Source organism: Streptomyces sp. NPDC047886 (assembly GCF_043204435.1).
Taxonomy (GTDB): domain Bacteria; phylum Actinomycetota; class Actinomycetes; order Streptomycetales; family Streptomycetaceae; genus Streptomyces.
The window spans coordinates 1,176,079-1,194,997 of the sequence record NZ_JBIDCF010000001.1 but is presented as its reverse complement, the minus strand read 5'-3'; the positions used below and the strand labels follow the sequence as shown (position 1 = coordinate 1,194,997).

The 18,919-nt window shown below is 71.2% G+C and carries 22 protein-coding genes and 1 riboswitch; of the genes, 14 read left to right on the top strand and 8 right to left on the bottom strand.

Annotated elements, in window-relative coordinates; translation table 11 throughout:
• Nucleotides 1-15 precede the first annotated feature (15 nt).
• Nucleotides 16-483, bottom strand: a complete 468-nt coding sequence (bcp, locus tag ACGF5U_RS05215; protein WP_392713050.1) for a thioredoxin-dependent thiol peroxidase — start codon at nt 481-483, stop codon at nt 16-18.
• Between the two features lie 145 nt (nt 484-628).
• Between bcp and ACGF5U_RS05210 the strand changes: the two genes are divergently transcribed.
• The 3 genes from ACGF5U_RS05210 to ACGF5U_RS05200 all read left to right on the top strand — a co-directional run bounded on the left by ACGF5U_RS05210 (nt 629) and on the right by ACGF5U_RS05200 (nt 1,791).
• The gene (locus ACGF5U_RS05210) at nt 629-952 is read left to right on the top strand and encodes a DUF3618 domain-containing protein (RefSeq protein WP_392713048.1); all 324 of its coding nucleotides are present in this window, start codon (nt 629-631) and stop codon (nt 950-952) included.
• A gap of 75 nt (nt 953-1,027) precedes the next feature.
• On the top strand, nt 1,028-1,366 hold the full coding sequence (locus ACGF5U_RS05205) for a GroES family chaperonin (protein WP_392713047.1): 339 nt from the start codon (nt 1,028-1,030) through the stop codon (nt 1,364-1,366).
• Nucleotides 1,362-1,433: riboswitch (guanidine-III (ykkC-III) riboswitch) on the top strand. It overlaps the preceding gene by 5 nt.
• Nucleotides 1,434-1,470: 37 nt before the next feature.
• Nucleotides 1,471-1,791: a DMT family transporter gene (locus ACGF5U_RS05200; RefSeq protein WP_392713046.1), complete on the top strand. Its 321-nt coding sequence runs from the start codon at nt 1,471-1,473 to the stop codon at nt 1,789-1,791.
• On the opposite strand, the gene ACGF5U_RS05195 is transcribed toward ACGF5U_RS05200, so the two are convergent.
• The gene (locus ACGF5U_RS05195; protein WP_392713044.1) at nt 1,769-4,267 is read right to left on the bottom strand and encodes a transglycosylase domain-containing protein; all 2,499 of its coding nucleotides are present in this window, start codon (nt 4,265-4,267) and stop codon (nt 1,769-1,771) included. The genes ACGF5U_RS05200 and ACGF5U_RS05195 overlap by 23 nt on opposite strands.
• Before the next feature lie 287 nt (nt 4,268-4,554).
• On the opposite strand from ACGF5U_RS05195, the gene ACGF5U_RS05190 reads away from it, so the two are divergent.
• The 5 genes from ACGF5U_RS05190 (at nt 4,555) to ACGF5U_RS05170 (ending at nt 9,700) form a co-directional block, all read left to right on the top strand.
• Nucleotides 4,555-5,355: an ABC transporter permease gene (locus tag ACGF5U_RS05190; RefSeq protein WP_392713214.1), complete on the top strand. Its 801-nt coding sequence runs from the start codon at nt 4,555-4,557 to the stop codon at nt 5,353-5,355.
• Nucleotides 5,348-6,262, top strand: a complete 915-nt coding sequence (locus tag ACGF5U_RS05185) for an ABC transporter permease (protein ID WP_392713043.1) — start codon at nt 5,348-5,350, stop codon at nt 6,260-6,262. Before ACGF5U_RS05190 ends, ACGF5U_RS05185 begins: the two co-directional genes overlap by 8 nt.
• Before the next feature lie 6 nt (nt 6,263-6,268).
• Nucleotides 6,269-7,423: an ATP-binding cassette domain-containing protein gene (locus tag ACGF5U_RS05180; protein ID WP_392713041.1), complete on the top strand. Its 1,155-nt coding sequence runs from the start codon at nt 6,269-6,271 to the stop codon at nt 7,421-7,423.
• A 114-nt stretch (nt 7,424-7,537) separates the two neighbouring features.
• Nucleotides 7,538-8,134, top strand: coding sequence for a DUF1707 domain-containing protein (locus tag ACGF5U_RS05175; protein ID WP_392713213.1), 597 nt, complete (start codon nt 7,538-7,540; stop codon nt 8,132-8,134).
• 189 nt (nt 8,135-8,323) lie between these two features.
• Entirely contained in the window at nt 8,324-9,700 is a 1,377-nt protein-coding gene (locus ACGF5U_RS05170) for a DUF445 domain-containing protein (protein WP_392713040.1), read from the top strand.
• Nucleotides 9,701-9,777: 77 nt separating this feature from the next.
• Here ACGF5U_RS05170 and ACGF5U_RS05165 read toward each other — a convergent pair whose 3' ends face one another.
• From ACGF5U_RS05165 to ACGF5U_RS05155, 3 genes are read right to left on the bottom strand one after another with little or no spacing between them, the layout of a single operon-like run.
• Entirely contained in the window at nt 9,778-10,080 is a 303-nt protein-coding gene (locus tag ACGF5U_RS05165; protein WP_392713038.1) for a hypothetical protein, read from the bottom strand.
• A 44-nt stretch (nt 10,081-10,124) separates the two neighbouring features.
• Complete coding sequence (locus ACGF5U_RS05160) at nt 10,125-10,379, bottom strand: hypothetical protein (RefSeq protein WP_392713037.1); 255 nt, start codon at nt 10,377-10,379, stop codon at nt 10,125-10,127.
• The gene (locus ACGF5U_RS05155; protein WP_392713036.1) at nt 10,379-10,846 is read right to left on the bottom strand and encodes a hypothetical protein; all 468 of its coding nucleotides are present in this window, start codon (nt 10,844-10,846) and stop codon (nt 10,379-10,381) included. Before ACGF5U_RS05155 ends, ACGF5U_RS05160 begins: the two co-directional genes overlap by 1 nt.
• Nucleotides 10,847-11,038: 192 nt before the next feature.
• On the opposite strand from ACGF5U_RS05155, the gene ACGF5U_RS05150 reads away from it, so the two are divergent.
• On the top strand, nt 11,039-11,554 hold the full coding sequence (locus tag ACGF5U_RS05150) for a hypothetical protein (protein ID WP_392713035.1): 516 nt from the start codon (nt 11,039-11,041) through the stop codon (nt 11,552-11,554).
• Between the two features lie 69 nt (nt 11,555-11,623).
• Nucleotides 11,624-12,736: an MrcB family domain-containing protein gene (locus ACGF5U_RS05145; RefSeq protein WP_392713034.1), complete on the top strand. Its 1,113-nt coding sequence runs from the start codon at nt 11,624-11,626 to the stop codon at nt 12,734-12,736.
• Between the two features lie 51 nt (nt 12,737-12,787).
• Here ACGF5U_RS05145 and ACGF5U_RS05140 read toward each other — a convergent pair whose 3' ends face one another.
• Both ACGF5U_RS05140 and ACGF5U_RS05135 read right to left on the bottom strand, forming a co-directional pair.
• The gene (locus tag ACGF5U_RS05140; RefSeq protein WP_392713033.1) at nt 12,788-13,261 is read right to left on the bottom strand and encodes an excalibur calcium-binding domain-containing protein; all 474 of its coding nucleotides are present in this window, start codon (nt 13,259-13,261) and stop codon (nt 12,788-12,790) included.
• 228 nt (nt 13,262-13,489) lie between these two features.
• Entirely contained in the window at nt 13,490-14,500 is a 1,011-nt protein-coding gene (locus ACGF5U_RS05135; RefSeq protein ID WP_392713032.1) for an SEC-C metal-binding domain-containing protein, read from the bottom strand.
• Between ACGF5U_RS05135 and ACGF5U_RS05130 the strand changes: the two genes are divergently transcribed.
• The 4 genes from ACGF5U_RS05130 (at nt 14,390) to ACGF5U_RS05115 (ending at nt 17,613) form a co-directional block, all read left to right on the top strand.
• Nucleotides 14,390-15,415 (top strand): class E sortase, encoded by a 1,026-nt coding sequence (locus tag ACGF5U_RS05130; protein ID WP_392713030.1) that lies wholly within the window; start codon nt 14,390-14,392, stop codon nt 15,413-15,415. The two genes, ACGF5U_RS05135 and ACGF5U_RS05130, sit on opposite strands and share 111 nt — an antisense overlap.
• 26 nt (nt 15,416-15,441) lie before the next feature.
• Nucleotides 15,442-15,720, top strand: coding sequence for a DUF6412 domain-containing protein (locus tag ACGF5U_RS05125; RefSeq protein WP_392713029.1), 279 nt, complete (start codon nt 15,442-15,444; stop codon nt 15,718-15,720).
• Nucleotides 15,721-15,909: 189 nt separating this feature from the next.
• Nucleotides 15,910-16,638, top strand: a complete 729-nt coding sequence (locus ACGF5U_RS05120; RefSeq protein ID WP_392713028.1) for a YidC/Oxa1 family membrane protein insertase — start codon at nt 15,910-15,912, stop codon at nt 16,636-16,638.
• A 117-nt stretch (nt 16,639-16,755) separates the two neighbouring features.
• Nucleotides 16,756-17,613 carry a fumarylacetoacetate hydrolase family protein gene (locus ACGF5U_RS05115; protein ID WP_392713026.1) on the top strand — a complete coding sequence of 286 codons (858 nt, stop codon included), beginning with the start codon at nt 16,756-16,758 and terminating at the stop codon, nt 17,611-17,613.
• A gap of 13 nt (nt 17,614-17,626) precedes the next feature.
• Here ACGF5U_RS05115 and ACGF5U_RS05110 read toward each other — a convergent pair whose 3' ends face one another.
• A complete protein-coding gene (locus ACGF5U_RS05110) occupies nt 17,627-18,850 on the bottom strand; it encodes a Gfo/Idh/MocA family oxidoreductase (RefSeq protein WP_392713212.1) in 1,224 nt (407 codons plus the stop codon).
• Between the last annotated feature and the right edge of the window lie 69 nt (nt 18,851-18,919).

Sequence of the window (18,919 nt, the reverse complement as noted above, 5' to 3'; positions counted from 1 at the left end):
CAGACGCTCAGATCCTCAGACGCCCAGGTCCTTGATGATCTTGGCGACGTGTCCGGTCGCCTTCACGTTGTACAGGGCGCGCTCGACCTTGCCCTCCTCGTCCACGACGACGGTCGAGCGGATGACGCCCGTCACCGTCTTGCCGTACAGCTTCTTCTCGCCGAACGCGCCGTACGCCTCCAGCACCGCCTTCGACGGGTCGCCGACGAGGGTGACCTTGAGGTCCTCCTTCTCGCGGAACTTCGCGAGCTTCTCCGGCTTGTCCGGCGAGACGCCGATCACGTCGTACCCGGCGTCCGCCAGCAACTCCAGGTTGTCGGTGAAGTCGCAGGCCTGCTTGGTGCAGCCCGGAGTGAGGGCCGCGGGGTAGAAGTAGACGATGACCTTGCGGCCCCTGTGGTCCGCGAGCGAGACCTCCTTGCCGTCCGCGTCGGGCAGGGTGAAGGCGGGGGCGGTGTCGCCGGGCTGCAGTCGCTCGCTCATGGCTCTCCTCGGGCAGGGGTGGGCGTATGCGACCAGAGCCTAATGGGGGTCTGTGACAGTCGTCGGGCCCCGGAGCTGACAGACTGTCCATCACGGACCACGACGGGCCGACCAGCGGATCGACCAGGACTACGGAGGCAGCGCGGTGTCGGATGCCAGGACCCCTGCGCAGATCGAGGCGGACATCGTCCGCCGGCGCGAGCAGCTCGCCGTCACGCTCGACGAGATCGGCGTACGCATGCACCCGAAGACGATCATCGGGGACGCGAAGGCCAAGGTGGCGTCGACGGTGGACGAGACGGCCGGGCGTGCCTACGTCACGGTGAACCGGGTCGTGACCGACGTGAAGGCGCGGTTCGTCGCGGAGGACGGCTCGCCCCGCCTGGAGCGGGTGCTGCCCGTGGCGCTCGTCGCGGTCGGAGTGATCGGCCTGCTCGCCGTCTCCGCGACCCGTAAGCGCAAGGACTGAACCGACCGGGCCCGGTCTTCCGGCGATCGTGACCCGCTGGCGTACGGGCGCCTCCCGGCCAGGTAAGTTCGTGGCGTGAGCGCAAACACCCACGACAAGCTGCCCATCCGCATGCTCCACGACCGGGTGCTGGTCCGGTCCGACACTCCCGAGGGCGAGAGGCGTTCGGGCGGTGGCATCCTCATTCCGGCGACGGCCGCCGTCGGCCGCCGGCTGGCCTGGGCCGAGGTGGTCGCGGTCGGCCAGAGCGTACGGACCGTGGAGCCGGGCGACCGGGTGCTGTACGACCCGGAGGACCGCGCCGAGGTCGAGGTGCGCGGTGTGGCCTACGTCCTGATGCGCGAGCGCGATCTGCACGCCGTGGCGGCGGACCGCTTCGAGGGCTCGGAGGACTCCACGGGGCTGTACCTCTGAGTTTGCTACGGTTGTACGAACCCGACGAGACGCGCCGTACCGGGACATAAGGCAAAGACGACGCACCGCCTGAAGTTCTCCCGTCCCGAAGGGTGCGTGCCGTCATGGCCTGGGTTCTGCTGCTCGTCGCCGGTCTGCTCGAAGTGGGCTGGTCGATCGGAATGAAGTTCACCGACGGATTCACCCGGCTGTGGCCGAGCCTGTTCACCGGTCTCGGCATCGTCACCAGCATGGTGCTGCTGGCCCAGGCCGCGAAGTCCCTGCCGATCGGTACGGCCTACGGCGTCTGGGTCGGCATCGGCGCGGCCGGTGCGGCGGTGGTCGGGATGGTCGTCCTGAACGAGCCCGTGACCGCCGCCCGGATCTTCTTCGTCTGTCTGCTGCTGGTGGCCGTGGTCGGCCTCAAGGCGACGTCGGGGCACTGATACGCGGCGCCGAGCCGTGCCGCGTGCCGGGGCCCGTCGCGCCCGGGACGGTGGCGCCTGGCACGGCGGCGCCCGGCACGGTGGCGCCCGGCACGGCCTGGGTCACGGGGCCGGGGCCCCTCAGCGGGCCGGTCACGTCCCCGACGCCCGTACCCGTACCCGTGCCCGCGCCCGCGCCCGTACCCGCGCCCGCCGCCGACCCGGGAGGGTTCGCGTCCGGTACGCCAGGTGCCGACTGAGGCGCCTGCGGGCCGGGCGCGGGCTGGACGCCGCCCGGCGCCGCCTGGGCGTTCCCGGCGTCCTGGAGGTCCGGGGCGCCGCCCGGCCCGTGGCCGTGGCCGCGCCCGCCTTCGTACCCGTAGTCGCCGCCGTACGGGTCCTGGGCGCCGGGCTCCCGGGCGTACGCGTCCTGGCCCTCGTCCCACGGCTGCTCCCGGTACTCGAAGCCGGCCGGGACGTCCAGGTCGAAGTCCCGCGCCGGGGTGCCCTCCAGCGCCCTGGCCGTGAACTGGCCCCAGATCTCCGCGGGCGCGCCACCGCCGTTGATCCGTTCCAGCCCCATCACGCCGTACAGCGACTTCTGCGCGCCCGAGCCGGGATCCTGGCCCATCATCGCCACCACGGTCGCCAGGTCCGGGGTGTAGCCCGCGAACCAGGCCGCCCGGTCGTGCTCCGCCGTGCCGGTCTTGCCCGCGGCGGGCCGCCCGGCCGATCCGGCGGCGGTCCCGGTGCCCGCCTCGACGACGCCGCGCAGCATGGCCGTGGTGGCGTCGGCGGCCTGCCGGCTGATCACCTGCCGGCCGGAGCGCGTGGGCAGCGCGATGGCCTTCTCGCCCTTCTGGACCTTCTCCACCAGCGTGTACGCGCTGTGCTTGCCGTGGTTGGCGAGCGTCGCGTACGCCTCGGCCATGTCGAGGACGCTGGCGGTGGCCGGGCCCAGGGCGATGGACGGGGACGGGTTGAGGTCGGGGGTCGTGGCCGGCAGCCCGAGGTCGATGGCGGTCTGTTCGACCTTGGCGGGGCCGACGTCGACGGCCATCTGCGCGTACACGGCGTTGACGGACCGGTCGGTGGCGGCGCGGACGGTGATGCCGCCGTAGCTGACGTCGTCCTCGTTGGCGGGCGCGTAGGCGTTGCCGGTCCAGCCCTCGACGGTGCGCTTGTTGGAGCCGTCGTAGACCGTGTCGGGGGTGATGGGCTCGCCGTACTGGGTGGTGGAGCCGTGGTGGACGGCGGCGGCGAAGACGAACGGTTTGAACGTGGAGCCGACCTGGTAGTCGCGGCGCGTGGCGTTGTTGACGTACTGCTGCGTGTAGTCCACACCGCCGTACAGGGCGACGACCTTTCCGGTGGCCGGGTCGATCGCGGCGCCCCCGACCCGTACGTACCGGTCGGCGGGGTTGCCGTCGGGGTCGAGCCTCGCCATCACGTTGTCCTCGACGGACTGGACGAACGCGTCCATCTTCGCCTTGTCGAGGGTCGTGGTGATGCGGAAGCCGCCCGCCTTCAGGGTCTCCTCGTCCAGGATCCGGTGGCCGGTCAGATACTTCTCGACGGCGCGGATGACATAGCCGCGCTGGCCGGTCAGCCCGTCGGTGGCGCTCGCGTCCAGCGGCATGGGGAAGCTCATGCCCGCGCGGGCGGCGGGTGTGAGCCACCGCTCCTTCACCATCGCGTCGAGCACGTAGTTCCAGCGGCTGGTGGCCCTCGGCCTGTTGCCGGGGTGGGTGGCGACGTCGTACGCGCTGGGCGCGTTGAGCAGTGACGCGAGGTAGGCGCCCTCGGCGGTGCCGATCTCCTGGACGTTCTTGCCGTAGTAGGCGCGGGCGGCGGCCTGGATGCCGTAGGCGTTGCGGCCGTAGTAGCTGGTGTTGAGGTACCCCTCGAAGATCTCGTCCTTGCTCTTCTCGCGACCGAGCTTGATCGCGATGAAGAACTCCTTCACCTTGCGGGTGACGGTCCGTTCCTGCCCGAGGTAGTAGTTCTTGACGTACTGCTGGGTGATGGTGGAACCGCCCTGCGTGCCCTTGCCGGTGACGGTGTTCCAGGCGGCGCGGAGCATCGCCTCGGGGTCGACGGCGGGTGCGGTGTAGAAGTCGCGGTCCTCGGCGGCGAGCACCGCGTGCCGTACGGCCTTCGGGATACGGGAGAGGGGCACGCTCTGCCGGTTGACGGAGCCGTCCCGGGCGATCTGGCTGCCGTCCGCGTACAGGTACACGTTGGCCTGGGCGGTGGCGGCCGCGTTGGCGGGCGGGATCTCCACCAGGTGGTAGCCGGCGAAGAACCCGCCGATGAGGAGCAGGGCGCCGAGGACGAAGGTGCCGAGGACCATGCGCCAGGTCGGGACGAGCCTGCGCAGACCGGTGCGGCGGCGTGTGCGGACGGATGCGTCGGCGGCTGACTCGGTGCGTCGCGCACCGTGGACGGTGGGGTCGCGGGGCTCCCAGCGCTGGGACTGCGGGGGATCGTCGCTCATGGTCTCGGTCTCCGGCCTGCCCTGTACATGCTCAATGTCGTGTTTGTTTCGTTTGATGTGATTTGCACAACCCCCTCATAGTGCACCGAGCCCTCGCGTATCCCGTGGATCTCGCCCCCGCTCGTCGCGCGGCCGGGGGTTCCGTGGCAGGGGGCGCGGCAGGGGGATGCGCGGCCGGGGGTTCCGCCCGAAAAGCGGTCGCGGGACCGCCGCGCCGCTGACTAGGCTTCCCCGCTCGACTCACGGCAAGTGACGGCTCGTCGGCACGGAACGGAGTGGGGGCTGTGGTGCGGCTGTACGCGGCGGTGGCGGCGGGTGGGTTCCGGCGCCACGCGACGTACCGCATGGCGACTGCGGCCGGTGTGTTCACCAACACCGTCTTCGGCTTCATCCTGGCGTACACCTATATGGCCCTCTGGACCGAGCGGCCCGCGCTCGGCGGCTACGACATGGCCGAGGCGCTCGCCTATGTGTGGATCGGCCAGGCCCTGCTCACCACCTGCGGACTGATGGGCGGCGGCTTCGAGGACGAGCTCGTCGAACGCATCAAGACGGGTGACATCGCCGTCGACCTGTACCGGCCTGCCGACCTGCAGCTGTGGTGGCTCTCGGTGAACCTGGGCCGCGCCGCGTTCCAGCTCATCGGGCGGGGCGTCGTCCCCATGGCGGTCGGCGCGCTCGCCTTCGACCTCGCGCTGCCCGAACAGCCGCTGACCTGGGCGGCGTTCCTGATGTCGGTGGCGCTGGGCTCGGTCGTCAGCTTCGGGGTGTGGTTCATGGTCGCGCTGTCCGCGTTCTGGCTGATGGACGGCGCGGGAGTCGTGCAGGTGGCCTGGCTGTCGGGGCTGTTCTTCTCCGGCATGCTGCTGCCGCTGACCGTGTTCCCCGGGGCGCTGGGAGAGGTCGCGCGGGCCCTGCCGTGGGCGTCGATGCTGCAGGTGCCGGCCGATGTGTTCCTGGAGAAGCGGACCGGCTGGGGGCTGGTCCAGGCGTACGCGTTCCAGGCCGGCTGGGCGGTCGTGCTGCTCGCCGGCGGCCGGGCCCTCCAGGCGGCGGCGACACGGAGGGTGGTGGTCCAGGGTGGATGAGGAACGCGGCGCCGCCGACCGGGGCGGGCGGGACGCGGTGGGCGTCGTGTCGGGGGCCGGCCCGGGCGGGGGCGGGGGCGGTGGCCTGGCGGCCGGGAGCGGTCTGACGGAGGGGCTGCGGGCGTACGGACTGATCGCGGCCATGTGGGTGCGGTCCACCATGACGTACCGCTTCTCCTTCGCGATGACCCTGCTGTCGAACTTCACCGCGACGCTCTTCGACTTCGTCGTCATCCTGCTGATGTTCCGTCACGTCCAGGGCCTGGGCGGCTTCTCCTTCGGCGAGGTGGCCTTCCTGTACGGCACGACCAGCACCTCCTTCGGGCTCGCCGACCTGGCGATGGGCCAGGTGGGGCGGCTGGGCCGCAGGATGCGTGACGGGACGTTCGACACCCTCCTCGTACGGCCGGTGCCGGTGCTGGCCCAGGTGGCCGCCGACCGGTTCGCGCTGCGCCGGCTGGGGCGGATCGCGCAGGGACTGCTGGTGCTGACGTGGTCGCTGATGGTGCTCGACGTGGCCTGGACGCCGGTGAAGGCGGCCCTCGTCCCGCTGATGGTGATGGCCGGCGGGCTGATCTTCGGCTCGCTGATGGTGGCCGGGTCGGCGTTCCAGGTCTGGGCGCAGGACGGCGCCGAGGTCGCCAACTCGTTCACCTACGGCGGCAACACCCTGCTGCAGTACCCGCCGACGATCTTCACCGCGGAGCTGGTGCGTGGCGTGATCTACGTCGTCCCGCTCGCCTTCGTGAACTGGGTGCCCGCGCTGTACGTGCTCGACCGGGACGCCCCGGCCGGTCTGCCGGGGTGGGCGGCCTTCGTGTCACCGCTGGTCGCCGCCGTGTGCTGCGGGCTGGCGGGGCTCATCTGGCGGGCGGCGCTGCGTTCGTACCGAAGTACGGGGAGCTGATCGATCATGGATACGACGACGGCGGCGGCGACAGGCGACCGCGACCGCGATGGTGATGGCGATGGCGATGGCGACCGCGATGGCGCCCCGGGCCGCGACGGCCGTCGGGGCGGTGCCCCCGGCCGCGACGGCCACCGGGACCGCGCCCAAGACCCCGGCCGCTACCGTACGGAGCCGGGCTTCATCGATCTCGTGGACGTCGAGAAGGTCTTCGACGTACGCCGCAAGGCCGGCCTCCTCCGCCGCGAGAAGCGGCAGGTACGGGCCGTCGACGGCATCAGCTTCCGTGTCGCGCGCGGTGAGATGGTCGGGTACATCGGCCCCAACGGCGCCGGCAAGTCCACCACCATCAAGATGCTCACCGGCATCCTCACGCCGAGCGGCGGCCAGGTCCGCGTCTCGGGCATCGACCCGCACCGCGACCGCACGCGCCTCGCGCGCCGGATCGGTGTCGTGTTCGGGCAGCGGACGACGCTGTGGTGGGACCTGCCGCTGCGCGACTCGTACCGCCTGGTGCACCGGATGTACCGGATCCCGGACCGCCGGTTCCGGGAGAACCTCGACCGGTGCGTCGAGCTCCTCGACCTCGGCGAGCTGCTGACCGTACCCGTACGGCAGCTGTCCCTCGGCCAGCGCATGCGCGGCGACATCGCGGCGGCGCTGCTGCACGACCCCGAGGTCCTCTACCTCGACGAGCCGACCATCGGCCTCGACGTCATCTCGAAGGCGAAGGTACGGGAGTTCCTCCGCGACCTGAACGCCGAACGCGGCACCACGGTCCTGCTGACCACCCACGACCTCACCGACATCGAGCAGCTGTGCGAACGGGTCATGGTCATCGACCATGGGCGGCTCATGTACGACGGTGCGCTCGGCGGCCTCCATGAGATCGGCGCCAGTGAGCGGACGCTGATCGTGGACCTGGAGCGGGAGCTGCCGCCCATCGAGACGGACGGCGCGCGGGTCGTCCGGGTCGAGGGGCCGCGGCAGTGGCTGGCCTTCCCCGCGACGTGGTCGGCGGCGCCGCTCGTGGCGCGGATCGCGGCCGCGTACCCGCTGGTCGACCTGTCCGTACGGGAACCCGACATCGAAACGGTGATCGCCCGGATGTACGAGGAGCGGAAGTACGGGGAACGGACCACTCCGGAATCCGCACATTAGTCTGGCGATATGACGAGCGACGTCCCCGGGGATCGCCCCGAGAACCTCCCCGAGAATCGGCCCGAGAACCGGCCCGAGAGCCTCCCCGAGAACCGGCCCCAGAACCCCCCGGACATGCGGGCATCGGACGCCGAACGCGAACGCGTCGCGGAACGCCTGCGCGACGCGGTCGCGGAGGGCAGGCTGGACATGCCCGAGTTCGAGGAGCGCCTCGACGCGGCGTACAAGGCCCGTACGCGCGGGGAGCTCGAACCGCTCGTACGCGACCTGCCGGCGCCCACCACCGCAGCCGCCTTCCCGGCGGCCGCGTCCGACGGGGGCTGGCCCGCCCGTATCGGGCGGCCCGCGACCTCGCGGGGCGGGTTCGCGTTCTGGAGCGGCTTCAGCCGGCGCGGGGCCTGGACCGTGGGCCGGGACTTCACCGGCGTCGTCGTCCAGGGCGGCGGCCAGATCGACCTGCGCGAGGCCGGCTTCGAGGACCGCGAGATCGTGATCCGCTGCTTCGCCCTCATGGGCGGCATCGAGGTGATCGTCCCGCCCGAGCTGCACGTCGAGGTGACCGGCCTCGGGTTCATGGGCGGCTTCGACGACCGGGGCGCCGGCGCGGGCACCCCGGGCTCGCCGCGCGTACGGGTGACGGGGTTCGCGCTGATGGGCGGAGTCGCCGTAGAACGTAAACGACGCAAAGAGCGCAAAAAGCTCCAGAAGTGACCACGTCGGAAGGGCGGCGGAACTTCCGGAACTTAACGTGTGCGCCAGGAGTACCTGAGGTAGGGACGGACGTACGGACGCCCGGCACCGTCGACGTCACCGTACACGTGAACGTCAACGCAGACGTCAACACACACGACGACGGCAACGGCAACGGCTGAGCAACGGCAAGGGGAACGGGGCGGAGCGATGCGAGGCGAGACCACCGAAGAACAGCCCGAGCCGCCGAAACGGCCAGACCCCGCCCCGGCCCCCGGCCCCGCCTCCGCGACAGGCCCCGCCCGCACATCCCCGCCCCTGGTCGCGTTCTCGTACACCGCCGAGGACGAGGAGAAGCGGCGAGGGGTGCGCCGGATGAAGACCACCGCGACCGGGCTCCTCCTGCTCGTCGCGCTGATCTTCACCCTCGCCACCTGGGCGAAGAACTCCGGCGTGACCGGCTGGCCCGGCTACGTCGCGGCGGCCGCCGAAGCGGGCATGGTGGGCGCGCTGGCGGACTGGTTCGCGGTCACCGCCCTGTTCCGCCGCCCCCTCGGCCTGCCCATCCCGCACACCGCGATCATCCCCACCAAGAAGGACCAGCTCGGCGCCTCGCTCGGCTCGTTCGTCGGCGAGAACTTCCTCTCCGAAGGCGTCGTACGGGCCCGGCTCAACGCCCTCTCCATCGGCAGCCGCCTCGGTACCTGGCTCGCCGAACCGGCCCACGCCGACCGGGTCACCGCCGAACTGTCCACGGCGCTGCGCGGCGCCCTGACCGTCCTGCGCGACGCCGACGTCCAGGCCGTCGTCGGCGAAGCCATCACCCGGCGCGCCGACGCCGCCGAGGTCGCCCCCGGCATCGGCCAGACCCTCGACAAGGTCGTCAGCGACGGCGCCCACCACCGGGCCGTCGACCTCGTCTGCGCCCGCGCCCACGACTGGCTGGTCCTGCACTCCGACTCCGTCATGGACGCCGTCCAGGGCGGAGCGCCCGGCTGGACACCCCGCTTCGTGGACCGCAAGGTCGGCGAACGCGTCTACAAGGAGCTCCTCCGCTTCATCACCGAGATGCGCGACATGCCCGCGCACCCGGCGCGCGGAGCCATCGACCGGTTCCTCACCGACTTCGCCGCCGACCTCCAGGCCGACACCGACACCCGCACCCGAGTCGAACGCCTCAAGTCGGACCTGCTCGCCCGCCCCGAGGTCCAGGACATCATCGCCTCGGCCTGGGCCTCCGTACGCGGCATGATCATCTCGGCGGCCGAGGACGAGCGCAGCGAGCTCCGCCTCCGGGCCCGCTCCTCGATCCTCTCCCTGGGCAGCCGCCTGGCCACGGACCCGCGCCTCCAGTCCAAGCTGGAGGGCTGGCTCGAAGACGCGGCCGTCTACATCGTCACCACGTACCGCACCGAGATCACGTCCCTGATCAGCGACACCGTCGCCGGCTGGGACGCGGACCAGACGTCCAAGAAGATCGAGGCCCACATCGGCCGCGACCTCCAGTTCATCCGCATCAACGGCACGGTCGTCGGCGCCCTCGCCGGACTGCTGATCTACACCGTCTCCCACGCACTGGGCGGGTGACCGGTCCCTGCCGACCGACCACCCGCCCAGCTACTACGGGGAGGTGCCTTCTCATACGTACGCCCCCCGCCCAGCGTTCAACCCTTCTGCCGGGTCACCGCCCACGAGGCCACCGCCATCGCACCCGCCACGGAGAACACCGCAGGCCAGGCGCCCACCTTCTTCGCCAGCGGATGCGACCCGGCGAACGCCGCGACATACGCCGCGCTCAACCCGGCCGCCGCGACCCCACCACTGCGCCGCTGCCACTCGCGCGCGGCCACAGCCCCGGCCGCCACCAGCGCCACCCCACCGAGCGGCCGCTTCTTCGTCCACCGAGCGATGCCATACCCGCCGACAAGCCCACCCGCGGCGACGGCCGCCACCGGAATCCTGGCCATTGCAGTCCTGCCTTCCACCCGCGTTCGATATGCCCACCCCGAGGCTAACGCGCCCCCTTGGAGCTTTTGCGGCCGGTCGCCCAGGCGAGTAGAGCCACGACGGCGACGGCGAGGACGAGGATCCCCTTGGCCGCGGTGGCGTCGGAAATCGAGCGCTCGACACGGTCCGGCAAGGAAGCCAGCACGATCAGGGCGATCGTGTGGGCGATCGCGTAGCCGGACGCGATGAGGATCGCCCAGCGCACCACGCGCGATTGTCGGCTGTTGAGAAGTTCATCGGGCACGGTGTTCCGCCTCATCACTTGATGATGTTGTGGCACTGTGTGGCTCGCTTGGCGCCACCCGCGTAGAAGTCGACGCAGGCCTTGCCGTAGTGCTTCAACGTGCGCTTCTGCTTGTCGACACGGCCGATGTTCTGCAGCATGTCGCAGCCATTGCGAATCGGCCCCTTGCTGACCAGGTAGGTACGACCGTTCGTGTCCGAGTAACGCCAGTCGAAGTGCCAGTTACACCAGCGGCCGCCTGCGGAATCGGCGCCGAACACGTCTTGGATGGACGCTTCCTGCCGGGAGATCTTCTTCCCCGAGCCCTGCACGAAGTGCCCGAGCGTCGTGACCGGAACGCAAATCTCGGCTGTCTTCGTGCCGTGGCAGAACCCGACCACCTTCGCGTACCCCACCGCGCTCGCCGCCGCCGGTTCAGCGACCGTCGCGACCAGTCCGGCGGCGGCCAGGAAGACCTGGGCGTACTTCACAACTGCGCGCATGGGGGGCTCCGTTCAGGGTGTCCGCTGGTTACGTCACCAAGAACGCCGCCCGCCCCCAGCCCGGATCCCTCCGTGACCGGGTAGTGACACAAGGTAATCATCGCGAGTGGTGCAGGACCCTTCCTGCCACCATTCGGTAACGCCGTCCCACCTGTTGGGTAAGGCGTCGACCCGCACGGGCACACCACGCTCATGCCGAACCTCACCGTGCTCGACCGCCTCGCCACCGACCCGCTCGTCGTCGCCCAGGACGGCCTGGCGACCGTCCATCAGCTCATGGACCTGGGCTGCGCGTCCTCGGTGGTCGCCGAGCGCTGCCGACCGGCCGGCCCGTGGCGCCGCGTACTGCCGCGCGTCGTCCACCTCCGCACCGACGCCCCGACCCCGCACCAGCGCCTACGGGCGGCGCTCCTGTACGCGGGTCCGGGCGCGCTCCTCACCGGTGAGGCGGCGCTCGCGCTGCACGGCGTGGAGGCCGCCCCGCCGCTCGCGGACCTGCCGAAGGTCGACGTCCTCGTAGCCCGCCCGGTGCACCCGCGCAGCTACGGCTACGTCCGCATCCACCGAACCCACCAGCGCTTGACGCGGGTTCCGGTCCGGGACCTCGCCTGCGTCCCCGTGCCCCGCGCGGTGAGGGACGCCATCCCGTACCTGAACGACGAGGCAGCGATGACGGCGCTGCTGGCGGAGGTGGGTCAATCCGTTTAGGTGGAACGGCGTCCTGCGGAAATCGATCAAAACGGGGCCACGGTCGGATCGACTTGGTTAAAATCTGTCATGCCGCTGCGTGACCTGCTCATACGTATAGCTGAGATCTATGAACCAGAGGGGACCGCGTCCAGCGACCGCCCTGGCCACGCTCTTCTGTGGGAAGTGAAGGACCGGACAGATCTCCCATGGCCATCCCGTTGCTTCGCTACGGGGAACGGAGGCAAAGGGCACGCGACCCTCACTCCGTGGATCGGTGTTTTCGATCGCACCATCAACTCGAACCCTCACGAGGGGCTCTATCTCGCCTACATCTTCAACTCCGACCGCAGTGCCGTCACGCTCACGCTGCAGCAGGGCGTTACGCGATTGACTAAGGTCTACGGGAAGGGCGCCAGCCTGCACCGGTATCTAGTCGCCCAGTCGGAGACCCTGCGTAGGGCCTTGCGGCCGGCGTTGTCCGCCGAGTGGCGCGACCCGCTTCATCTCCTGGTAGCGAGCAAGGACTGGCGCCCCCGAGCGTACGAGAAGGCCAATGTGGCCGCCCGGCGCTATGAGATCAGACGATTGCCATCTGACGAGGTCCTGGCGAGCGATCTGCGGGAAGCGGTGCAACTTCTGCGCGACGCCGCCGTGGTGGAGCGCCTCTGGCTGCAGTCAGCGAAGGTGGACGAGCCGATCCTTGAGTACGAGCCACTCGAGCACGCGGGTGACGATCCCTTCAGCGGGTTCCGTGCGAAGAGCAGCAATGCCTACTACGTCGATGTCAAGGGCGGAAGGCAACGTCGAGAGAGGGAGCATGAAGCGCTGGTCCGTCGGTTCGCGCATCATGCCGCTGCCTGCGGCTACCTTCCATTGACCGAGGGTCAGCATCCACGGGACACCGTCTTGCGGCACCGTGAACAGCCGACCGAGGAGTGGTTGGTGGAGGCCAAGACGGTGAGCAGGGGCAAGGAGTATCTGGCTGTCCGTGAGGCAGTTGGCCAACTCTACGAGTATCGGCACACGTGTTACAGAAAGCACGGTAAGCGGGACCCGTATCTGGTGGCGCTCTTCAGTCAGGACATCGGGCCCTTCGTTGAGTACTTGGAGACGCTGAATATCGCATCGATCTGGGAATCCCCTGACGGATGGGCGGGATCACCTCTCGTCACCGAAGCGAATTGGGGACTGGTCACGTAGCTGCTCGGCCTGGGCTGATCGGAGGCGACCCGGGGAAGCCGCCCCCGAGGGTCAGCTTTCGCAGGCCACGCCGTCGTTGTCGCGGTCCAGGTGGCGGCCGTAGCCGGGGTCGCCTCGGTAAACGGGGGCCGCGCCGGCGGCTCGGGCCGCGGTGCAGTTGCTGTAGTAGACAGCCCCTCCGGCGTCGTCCGAGGCATCGTTGGCAGCCGCCTGTCGGGTCACCGTGGCCGTGGCCGTGGCCGTGGCCGTGGCCGTGGCGGTCACGGTCGCGGTCGCGGTGGTCGTGACGGTGACCGCTGGTGTGGGGGCCGGGGTGGCGACCGGCGTCGCGGTGACAGTGGCTGTCGCCGTGGTTGTCACGGCCGGTGCCGGGCGGGCGTCGTTCGTGGTGCTCATTGCTCCACAACCACTGCCGATCAGCAGCAGGAAGACGCCACCGGCCCACACGCGCTTCATGCGGTACAGCGGGCGCTGTGCCGTCGGCGCGGGGGGCGGCATGAAGGGCTGCTGGTACGGGTTGCTCATGGCACACGTCTCCCTCACGCACATGGGACTGGGTTGCGTGGGGGGACGGAGGAGCCAGTCGACCGCAGTGGTTCACCGTGAAACTACTGCAGAGGCGAGGTGAAGGAAAGGTGAATGGCTGAGGTGATGGATCCGCCCCCGGAGTCGCGACGGCGGGGGCGGGCGAGACCGGTGGGTAGGCGGGACGGGCGGGACGGGCAGGACAGGCGGGGCCCGTGGGGCGGGGGCTTACGGGTGGGGTTTGCCGTGGCAGTCGGTGTAGGGGGTGCCTGAGCCGCACCAGCAGGGGGACGTGCGGGGTGGGGGCCAGGGGAGGGCGCGGCCTCGGGCGGCGAGGGTGGTGGCGTACTGGGGGAGCAGCGCCGCGTTCGACGGGGTGGTGGCCTCCGAGGCGGCGAACGCCTCGTACGACGGGACCGTGCCCTGCACGATGCCGAGGTTCCGGGTGCCCGTGGCGTGGAGCTCGCGGAGGGACGCCTCGATGTCGGTGAGGTGCGCCTCGTATGTGGGGTACTCCGACTCCAGCTCCGGGTACGACGTCAGCAGTTCGGCCAGTTCGCCGGCCGGCCAGTGGAGCACCGCCACCGGGAACGGGCGGGACAGCGCCGTACGGTAGGAGCCGAGTTCGCTGCGCAGCCGGGCGATCTCCGCCTGGAGCTCCGCCGGGTCCGATGAGCCCAGCGCCCAGAGCCGCTTCGGGTCGTGGAGCTCGTCCAGGGACACCGTGCCGCGGTGGAGGCGGTCCGCGAGGACGTCCCAGTCGTCGTGCGGGCGGGCCAGGAGGCGGCGCACCCGGTGGCGGCCGATCAGCAGGGACTGCGTCGGGTAGGGCACGTCCTCGTCCGGCGACGGCGCCAGGGCGTGCGCGGCCGCCGTGAACGTCTCCTCGGACGTCTCCAGCTCGTCGTGGGACTCCAGGGCCTCGCCGATGATCTCCCACGCGGCCGCGTCCGTCGGGGTCAGCGCCCGCAGACCGTCGATGATCGCGCGGGCTTCGGCCTCGTGGCCGTACTCCCACAGGTTCGCCGCCTTCAGGGCCCTGATCAGGTGGGGCCTGTCCGGGGCGGCAGCCGCGAGCAGCGTGTCGTACAGCGTCGTCGCGCGGGGACGGTCGCCGGCGAGCTCCAGGTGCGCGGCCGCCCTGAGGAGCAGCGGTTCCTGGTCCTCCGGGTACTGCGCCGCGGTGCGCAGCAGGCGCTCGGCTTCGTTGGTGTGGTCGGCAGGCGTGTCGGGGCGCATGGTCACCACCGTACTGCTGTGCGTGGTCTGGTGAGTTGTCGATGCAGACCCTATGGTGCCCGCGTGCACGGACGGGGTCGGGGACGGGGACGGGGATGGAGACCGGGCCGCGGTCGCCTTCGCGGTCGCCTTCCCGATCGTCTTCGCGGTCGTGCGGTTCTCCGGCGCGGACTGTGGATCGGTGGTGAGACCGCCGTCAGCGTCGGGCTCGTCCTCCTGCTCTTCGTCGTCCACCAGCTGTGGTGGACCAACCAGCAGGCCCGCGCCGGTGCCCGGGAGCAGGTTCTCCTTCTCGAACGCGCGTGGGCGGGGGAAGGGGGCGGGGAGGGGGACAGAGGGGGAGGGGGAGGGGGAGAGGGAGGAAGGGGAGGAGAGGGAGGTGGGGGTGGCTCTGCCGTGTCCCCCGCCCCTGCGGTGCCTTCGGTGCCTTCGGTGTCTTCTCCTGCGGTGCCTTCGTTCGCGCCCTCCGTCGCGTACGCCGTCCTCCGCGTGCCCGCCATCGGGCTCGTCGTGCCCGTCGCCCCCGGGGTCGAGCGGCGTGGCGTTCTCGACCGCGGGTTCGTCGGGCACTACCCGCGCACCGCGTCCGCCGGTGACGTCGGCAACTTCGCGCTCGCCGGGCACCGGAACTCGCACGGCGAGCCGTTCCGCCACCTCGACCGGCTCGGCAAGGGTGATCGGCTCCTGGTCGAGACCCGCGACCGGACGCATGTGTACGTGGTCGACCTCGTCCTGCCGGAGACCTCGCCCCGTGACGTCGGCGTCATCGCCCCCGTGCCGCGCAGCCTCGTACGGCCCGCGTACGGGTACGAAGCGCCCGGGCGCTATCTGACGCTCACCACCTGCACCCCCGCCTTCCGGTCCACCCACCGCCTGGTCGTCTGGGGGGTGTTGGCCGAAACCCGCGTTCGATGACACGTTCGCCTTGTTAGGGTGACGGCATGGTGCGGATGCTGCTCGTCCTCCTCGCGGAGGTCCTGCTCGCCGACGGCGGCTCGTTCTCCGCCGTCGGGCTCGCCGCCACTGCCGCCGCCGGCGCCGCGCTCCTCGTATGCGCCGTCATCAGCGCGCGTACCGTGCCCGTCGTCCCCCGGAACCGGGTGCGGACCGCGATCCGCGACCGTGAGCGACGCACCGCCTTCCTGCCCCAGCGCGATCCCGACGCCGCCGGGCGCTCCCGGCCCCGCGCACCCGGCCGCCCCCTCGTGGCAGCCGCGTAGAGGCGGGTTCGTCCCCGGGTCCTCCTCGGGGCCAATCCTCGGGGTCTGCCGGGGTTCCCCCTGAGGGTTCTCCCCGGCGCTTCCTCCTCCGGGTGTTCCCTGGTTCTCCGGGGCTCTTCCGTGCGCGTTCCGCCCTGCCGACTCCTTCCTTCTTCTCTTCGGTACGGCTGGTCCCTGGAGGGCTTCCCCATGTCCGTCTTCGCTGTCCCCTTCGCCTCGTTCGTGAACTTGGTCGAACCCTGGTTCGGTGCCGGTTCCGCCGCCGCCGCGATCGTCCTGTTCACCGCGCTCGTACGGCTCGCCCTGCTGCCGCTCTCGCGGGCCGCCGCCCGGGGCCAGCAGGCCCGCACTCGGCTGGCGCCGCGCATGGCGGAGCTTCAGACCCGGTACGGCAAGGATCCCGAGCGGCTGCGGAAAGCCGTGCTGGAGCTGCACGCCAAGGAGGGCGTCTCGCCGCTCGCCGGGTGTCTGCCCAGTGCGCTGCAGCTCCCGGCGTTCCTGCTCATGTACCACCTGTTCGCCTCCGGTGGCGCCGGTGATCACCTGCTGTTCGCCGCGCCCCTCGCCGGCCGCTGGACCGACGCGCTCGCGGACGGCGGGGTCTTCGGCCCGGCCGGGGTCGTCTACGCCGGGCTGTTCGTCGTCGTCGCGGTCGTGGCGACGTACTCGTACCGGTTCGCCCGGGAGCTCGGTGCGGGAATCGGCGGAGGGAGTGGTGCCAGTGGTGCTGGTGGTGCTGGTGGTGCCGGTGGTGCGGTGGCGCGGGTGATGCCGTTCCTGGCGTACGGGACCCTCGTCACCGTCGCCGTCGTACCGCTCGCCGCCGCGCTGTACGTCGTGACGTCGACCACCTGGACCGTCGTGGAGCGGGCGGTGCTCTACCGGCACACCGCGAAGGGCTCGGCTACTCGCGCGTAACGGTCCAGGGTGTGAACCGGGTCTTGCGGGGTGTTCGGTTGTCTTGGAGGATCGGCCAATCCTGACGATGGCCGCACTCCATCGGCCGGGGCTCACCTCGACCACAGGGAGAAGACCATGAAGCTGTTGCGCGTCGGGCCGACGGGCGCCGAGCGGCCCGCCCTGCTCGACGGGGACGGAACCCTCCGCGACCTGTCCGCCCTCGTGGCGGACATCGACGGGAACCTCCTCGCCGACGGAGCCGCGCTCGACCGGATCCGTGCCGCGGCGGGCGCCGGGGTGCTGCCCGTCCTGGACGCGGCCGGGCTGCGCGTCGGCCCGCCGGTCGGCAGGATCGGCAAGGTCGTGTGCATCGGGCTGAACTACCACGATCACGCCCGCGAGACCGGCGCCGAGCCGCCCGCCGAGCCGGTCGTCTTCTTCAAGGCGGCCGACACGGTCGTCGGGCCGCACGACACCGTGCTCGTACCGCGCGGCAGCCGCAAGACCGACTGGGAGATCGAGCTGGCCGTCGTCATCGGGCGTACGGCCCGCTACCTCGACTCGGCCGAGGACGCGCTCACCCATGTCGCGGGCTACACGATCGCCCACGACGTTTCCGAGCGCGAGTTCCAGATCGAACGCGGCGGCACCTGGGACAAGGGCAAGAACTGCGAGACCTTCAACCCGCTCGGGCCGTGGCTCGTCACCGCCGACGAGGTGCCGGACCCGCAGGACCTGGGGCTCCGGCTGTGGGTCAACGGGGTGCTCAGGCAGGACGGCAGGACCGGCGACCAGATCTTCCCGGTCGGCGAGGTCGTGCGGTACGTCAGCCAGTTCATGACCCTGTACCCCGGTGACGTCATCAACACCGGCACGCCGGCGGGCGTGGCCATGGGGCGGCCCGAGCCCAAGCCGTACCTCCGCGCGGGCGATGTGGTCGAGCTGGAGATCGACGGGCTCGGGCGTCAGCGGCAGGAGCTCAAGGACGCCTGAGCAGGACTGACGGTCACCCGGGCAGGGTCACCGTCACACCCTCGCGGGCCGAGCGGCGCGCGGCCTCGAGTACGTCGAGCGCCGCCGCGGCCTCCTCTGCCGTGACCGGCGGGGGCGTGCCGTCCCGCAGGGCGGCGGCCACCGCCGCGTAGTACGCGGGGTAGTCACCCGGCAGGGTGGGCACCGGTCGGCCGCCGCCCGTCAGCGGCGACTCGCCCGCGCCGACCCTGCCCCACATCGACTCGGGCTCCACGCCCCACGCCCCGGCCTCGGTCCCGGACGGGGTTTCGCTTTCGGATCGGGTGCCGCTCTCGGAGGGGGTCTCGCGCTCGGACCGGGGCTCGGTTCCGGAGCGGGGCTCGCTGTCGGCGGTTGCCGGGCGGGCGCCCTCGCGCAGTGCGCCCTCCTGCGGGTCGAGCCCGTACTTCACGAACCCGCCGCGCGACCCCAGTACCCGGAAACGCGGGCCGAGCTGGGCGGCGGTGGCGCTCACGTACAGGTGCGAGCGCACGCCGTTCGCGTGCGTGAGCGCGATGAACGTGTCGTCGTCGGCCGCCGCGCCCTCGCGCCGTACGTCCGACTCTGCGTACACCCGCACCACCGGGCCGAACAGCACGAGCGCCTGGTCGACGACATGGCTGCCCAGGTCGTACAGCAGCCCGCCGATCTCCTCCGGCGCGCCCGACTCGCGCCAGCCGCCCTTGAGCCGGGGCCGCCACCGCTCGAAGCGGGACTCGAAACGCTGAACGGTCCCGAGTTCACCGTCCTCGCCGTCGCCGAGCAGCGCACGGAGGGTGAGGAAGTCGTTGTCCCAGCGACGGTTCTGGAAGACGGAGAGCAGCAGGCCCCGCTCCTTCGCCAGCGCGGCCAGGGCGCGCGCCTCGGCGGCCGTACCCGCCACCGGCTTGTCCACCACGACCGGCAGACCGGCCCGCAGCGCGGCCGTCGCGAGCGGGACGTGCGTCTTGTTCGGCGACGCGATCACGATCAGATCCAGTTCGGCCGCGCGACGCCACAGCTCGTCGGGCGACCCCGCGAGCCGGACGCCGGGGAACTCGGCGCGCGCCCGGGACCGCCGCTCCTCGTCCGACGTGACGACCGTGTCCAGCACCATGCCGTCGGTCGCGGCGATCAGCGGGGCGTGGAAGACGGAACCCGCCAGGCCGTAACCGACCAGTCCGACGCGGAGGGGGCTGCTGGTACGGCTCACTGCGCTCACCGGGGTCTTCGGGCTCATGGGGCTCGTGGGGCTCATGACACCACTTAAGCAACGCTGTTGCGTTAGTGCAACCGGGGCGGCGAGGAT

Coding starts and splice junctions, on each gene's coding strand:
- ACGF5U_RS05120 (WP_392713028.1), top strand. CDS start 15,910: ATGTCCGTCTTCGCTGTCCCCTTCGCCTCGTTCGTGAACTTGGTCGAA.
- ACGF5U_RS05150 (WP_392713035.1), top strand. CDS start 11,039: ATGCCGAACCTCACCGTGCTCGACCGCCTCGCCACCGACCCGCTCGTC.
- ACGF5U_RS05115 (WP_392713026.1), top strand. CDS start 16,756: ATGAAGCTGTTGCGCGTCGGGCCGACGGGCGCCGAGCGGCCCGCCCTG.
- ACGF5U_RS05155 (WP_392713036.1), bottom strand. CDS start 10,846: ATGCGCGCAGTTGTGAAGTACGCCCAGGTCTTCCTGGCCGCCGCCGGA.
- ACGF5U_RS05195 (WP_392713044.1), bottom strand. CDS start 4,267: ATGAGCGACGATCCCCCGCAGTCCCAGCGCTGGGAGCCCCGCGACCCC.
- ACGF5U_RS05160 (WP_392713037.1), bottom strand. CDS start 10,379: ATGAGGCGGAACACCGTGCCCGATGAACTTCTCAACAGCCGACAATCG.
- ACGF5U_RS05110 (WP_392713212.1), bottom strand. CDS start 18,850: ATGAGCCCGAAGACCCCGGTGAGCGCAGTGAGCCGTACCAGCAGCCCC.
- ACGF5U_RS05145 (WP_392713034.1), top strand. CDS start 11,624: ATGCCGCTGCGTGACCTGCTCATACGTATAGCTGAGATCTATGAACCA.
- ACGF5U_RS05125 (WP_392713029.1), top strand. CDS start 15,442: ATGGTGCGGATGCTGCTCGTCCTCCTCGCGGAGGTCCTGCTCGCCGAC.
- ACGF5U_RS05135 (WP_392713032.1), bottom strand. CDS start 14,500: ATGCGCCCCGACACGCCTGCCGACCACACCAACGAAGCCGAGCGCCTG.
- ACGF5U_RS05175 (WP_392713213.1), top strand. CDS start 7,538: ATGCGGGCATCGGACGCCGAACGCGAACGCGTCGCGGAACGCCTGCGC.
- ACGF5U_RS05170 (WP_392713040.1), top strand. CDS start 8,324: ATGCGAGGCGAGACCACCGAAGAACAGCCCGAGCCGCCGAAACGGCCA.
- ACGF5U_RS05140 (WP_392713033.1), bottom strand. CDS start 13,261: ATGAGCAACCCGTACCAGCAGCCCTTCATGCCGCCCCCCGCGCCGACG.
- bcp (WP_392713050.1), bottom strand. CDS start 483: ATGAGCGAGCGACTGCAGCCCGGCGACACCGCCCCCGCCTTCACCCTG.
- ACGF5U_RS05180 (WP_392713041.1), top strand. CDS start 6,269: ATGGATACGACGACGGCGGCGGCGACAGGCGACCGCGACCGCGATGGT.
- ACGF5U_RS05200 (WP_392713046.1), top strand. CDS start 1,471: ATGGCCTGGGTTCTGCTGCTCGTCGCCGGTCTGCTCGAAGTGGGCTGG.
- ACGF5U_RS05165 (WP_392713038.1), bottom strand. CDS start 10,080: ATGGCCAGGATTCCGGTGGCGGCCGTCGCCGCGGGTGGGCTTGTCGGC.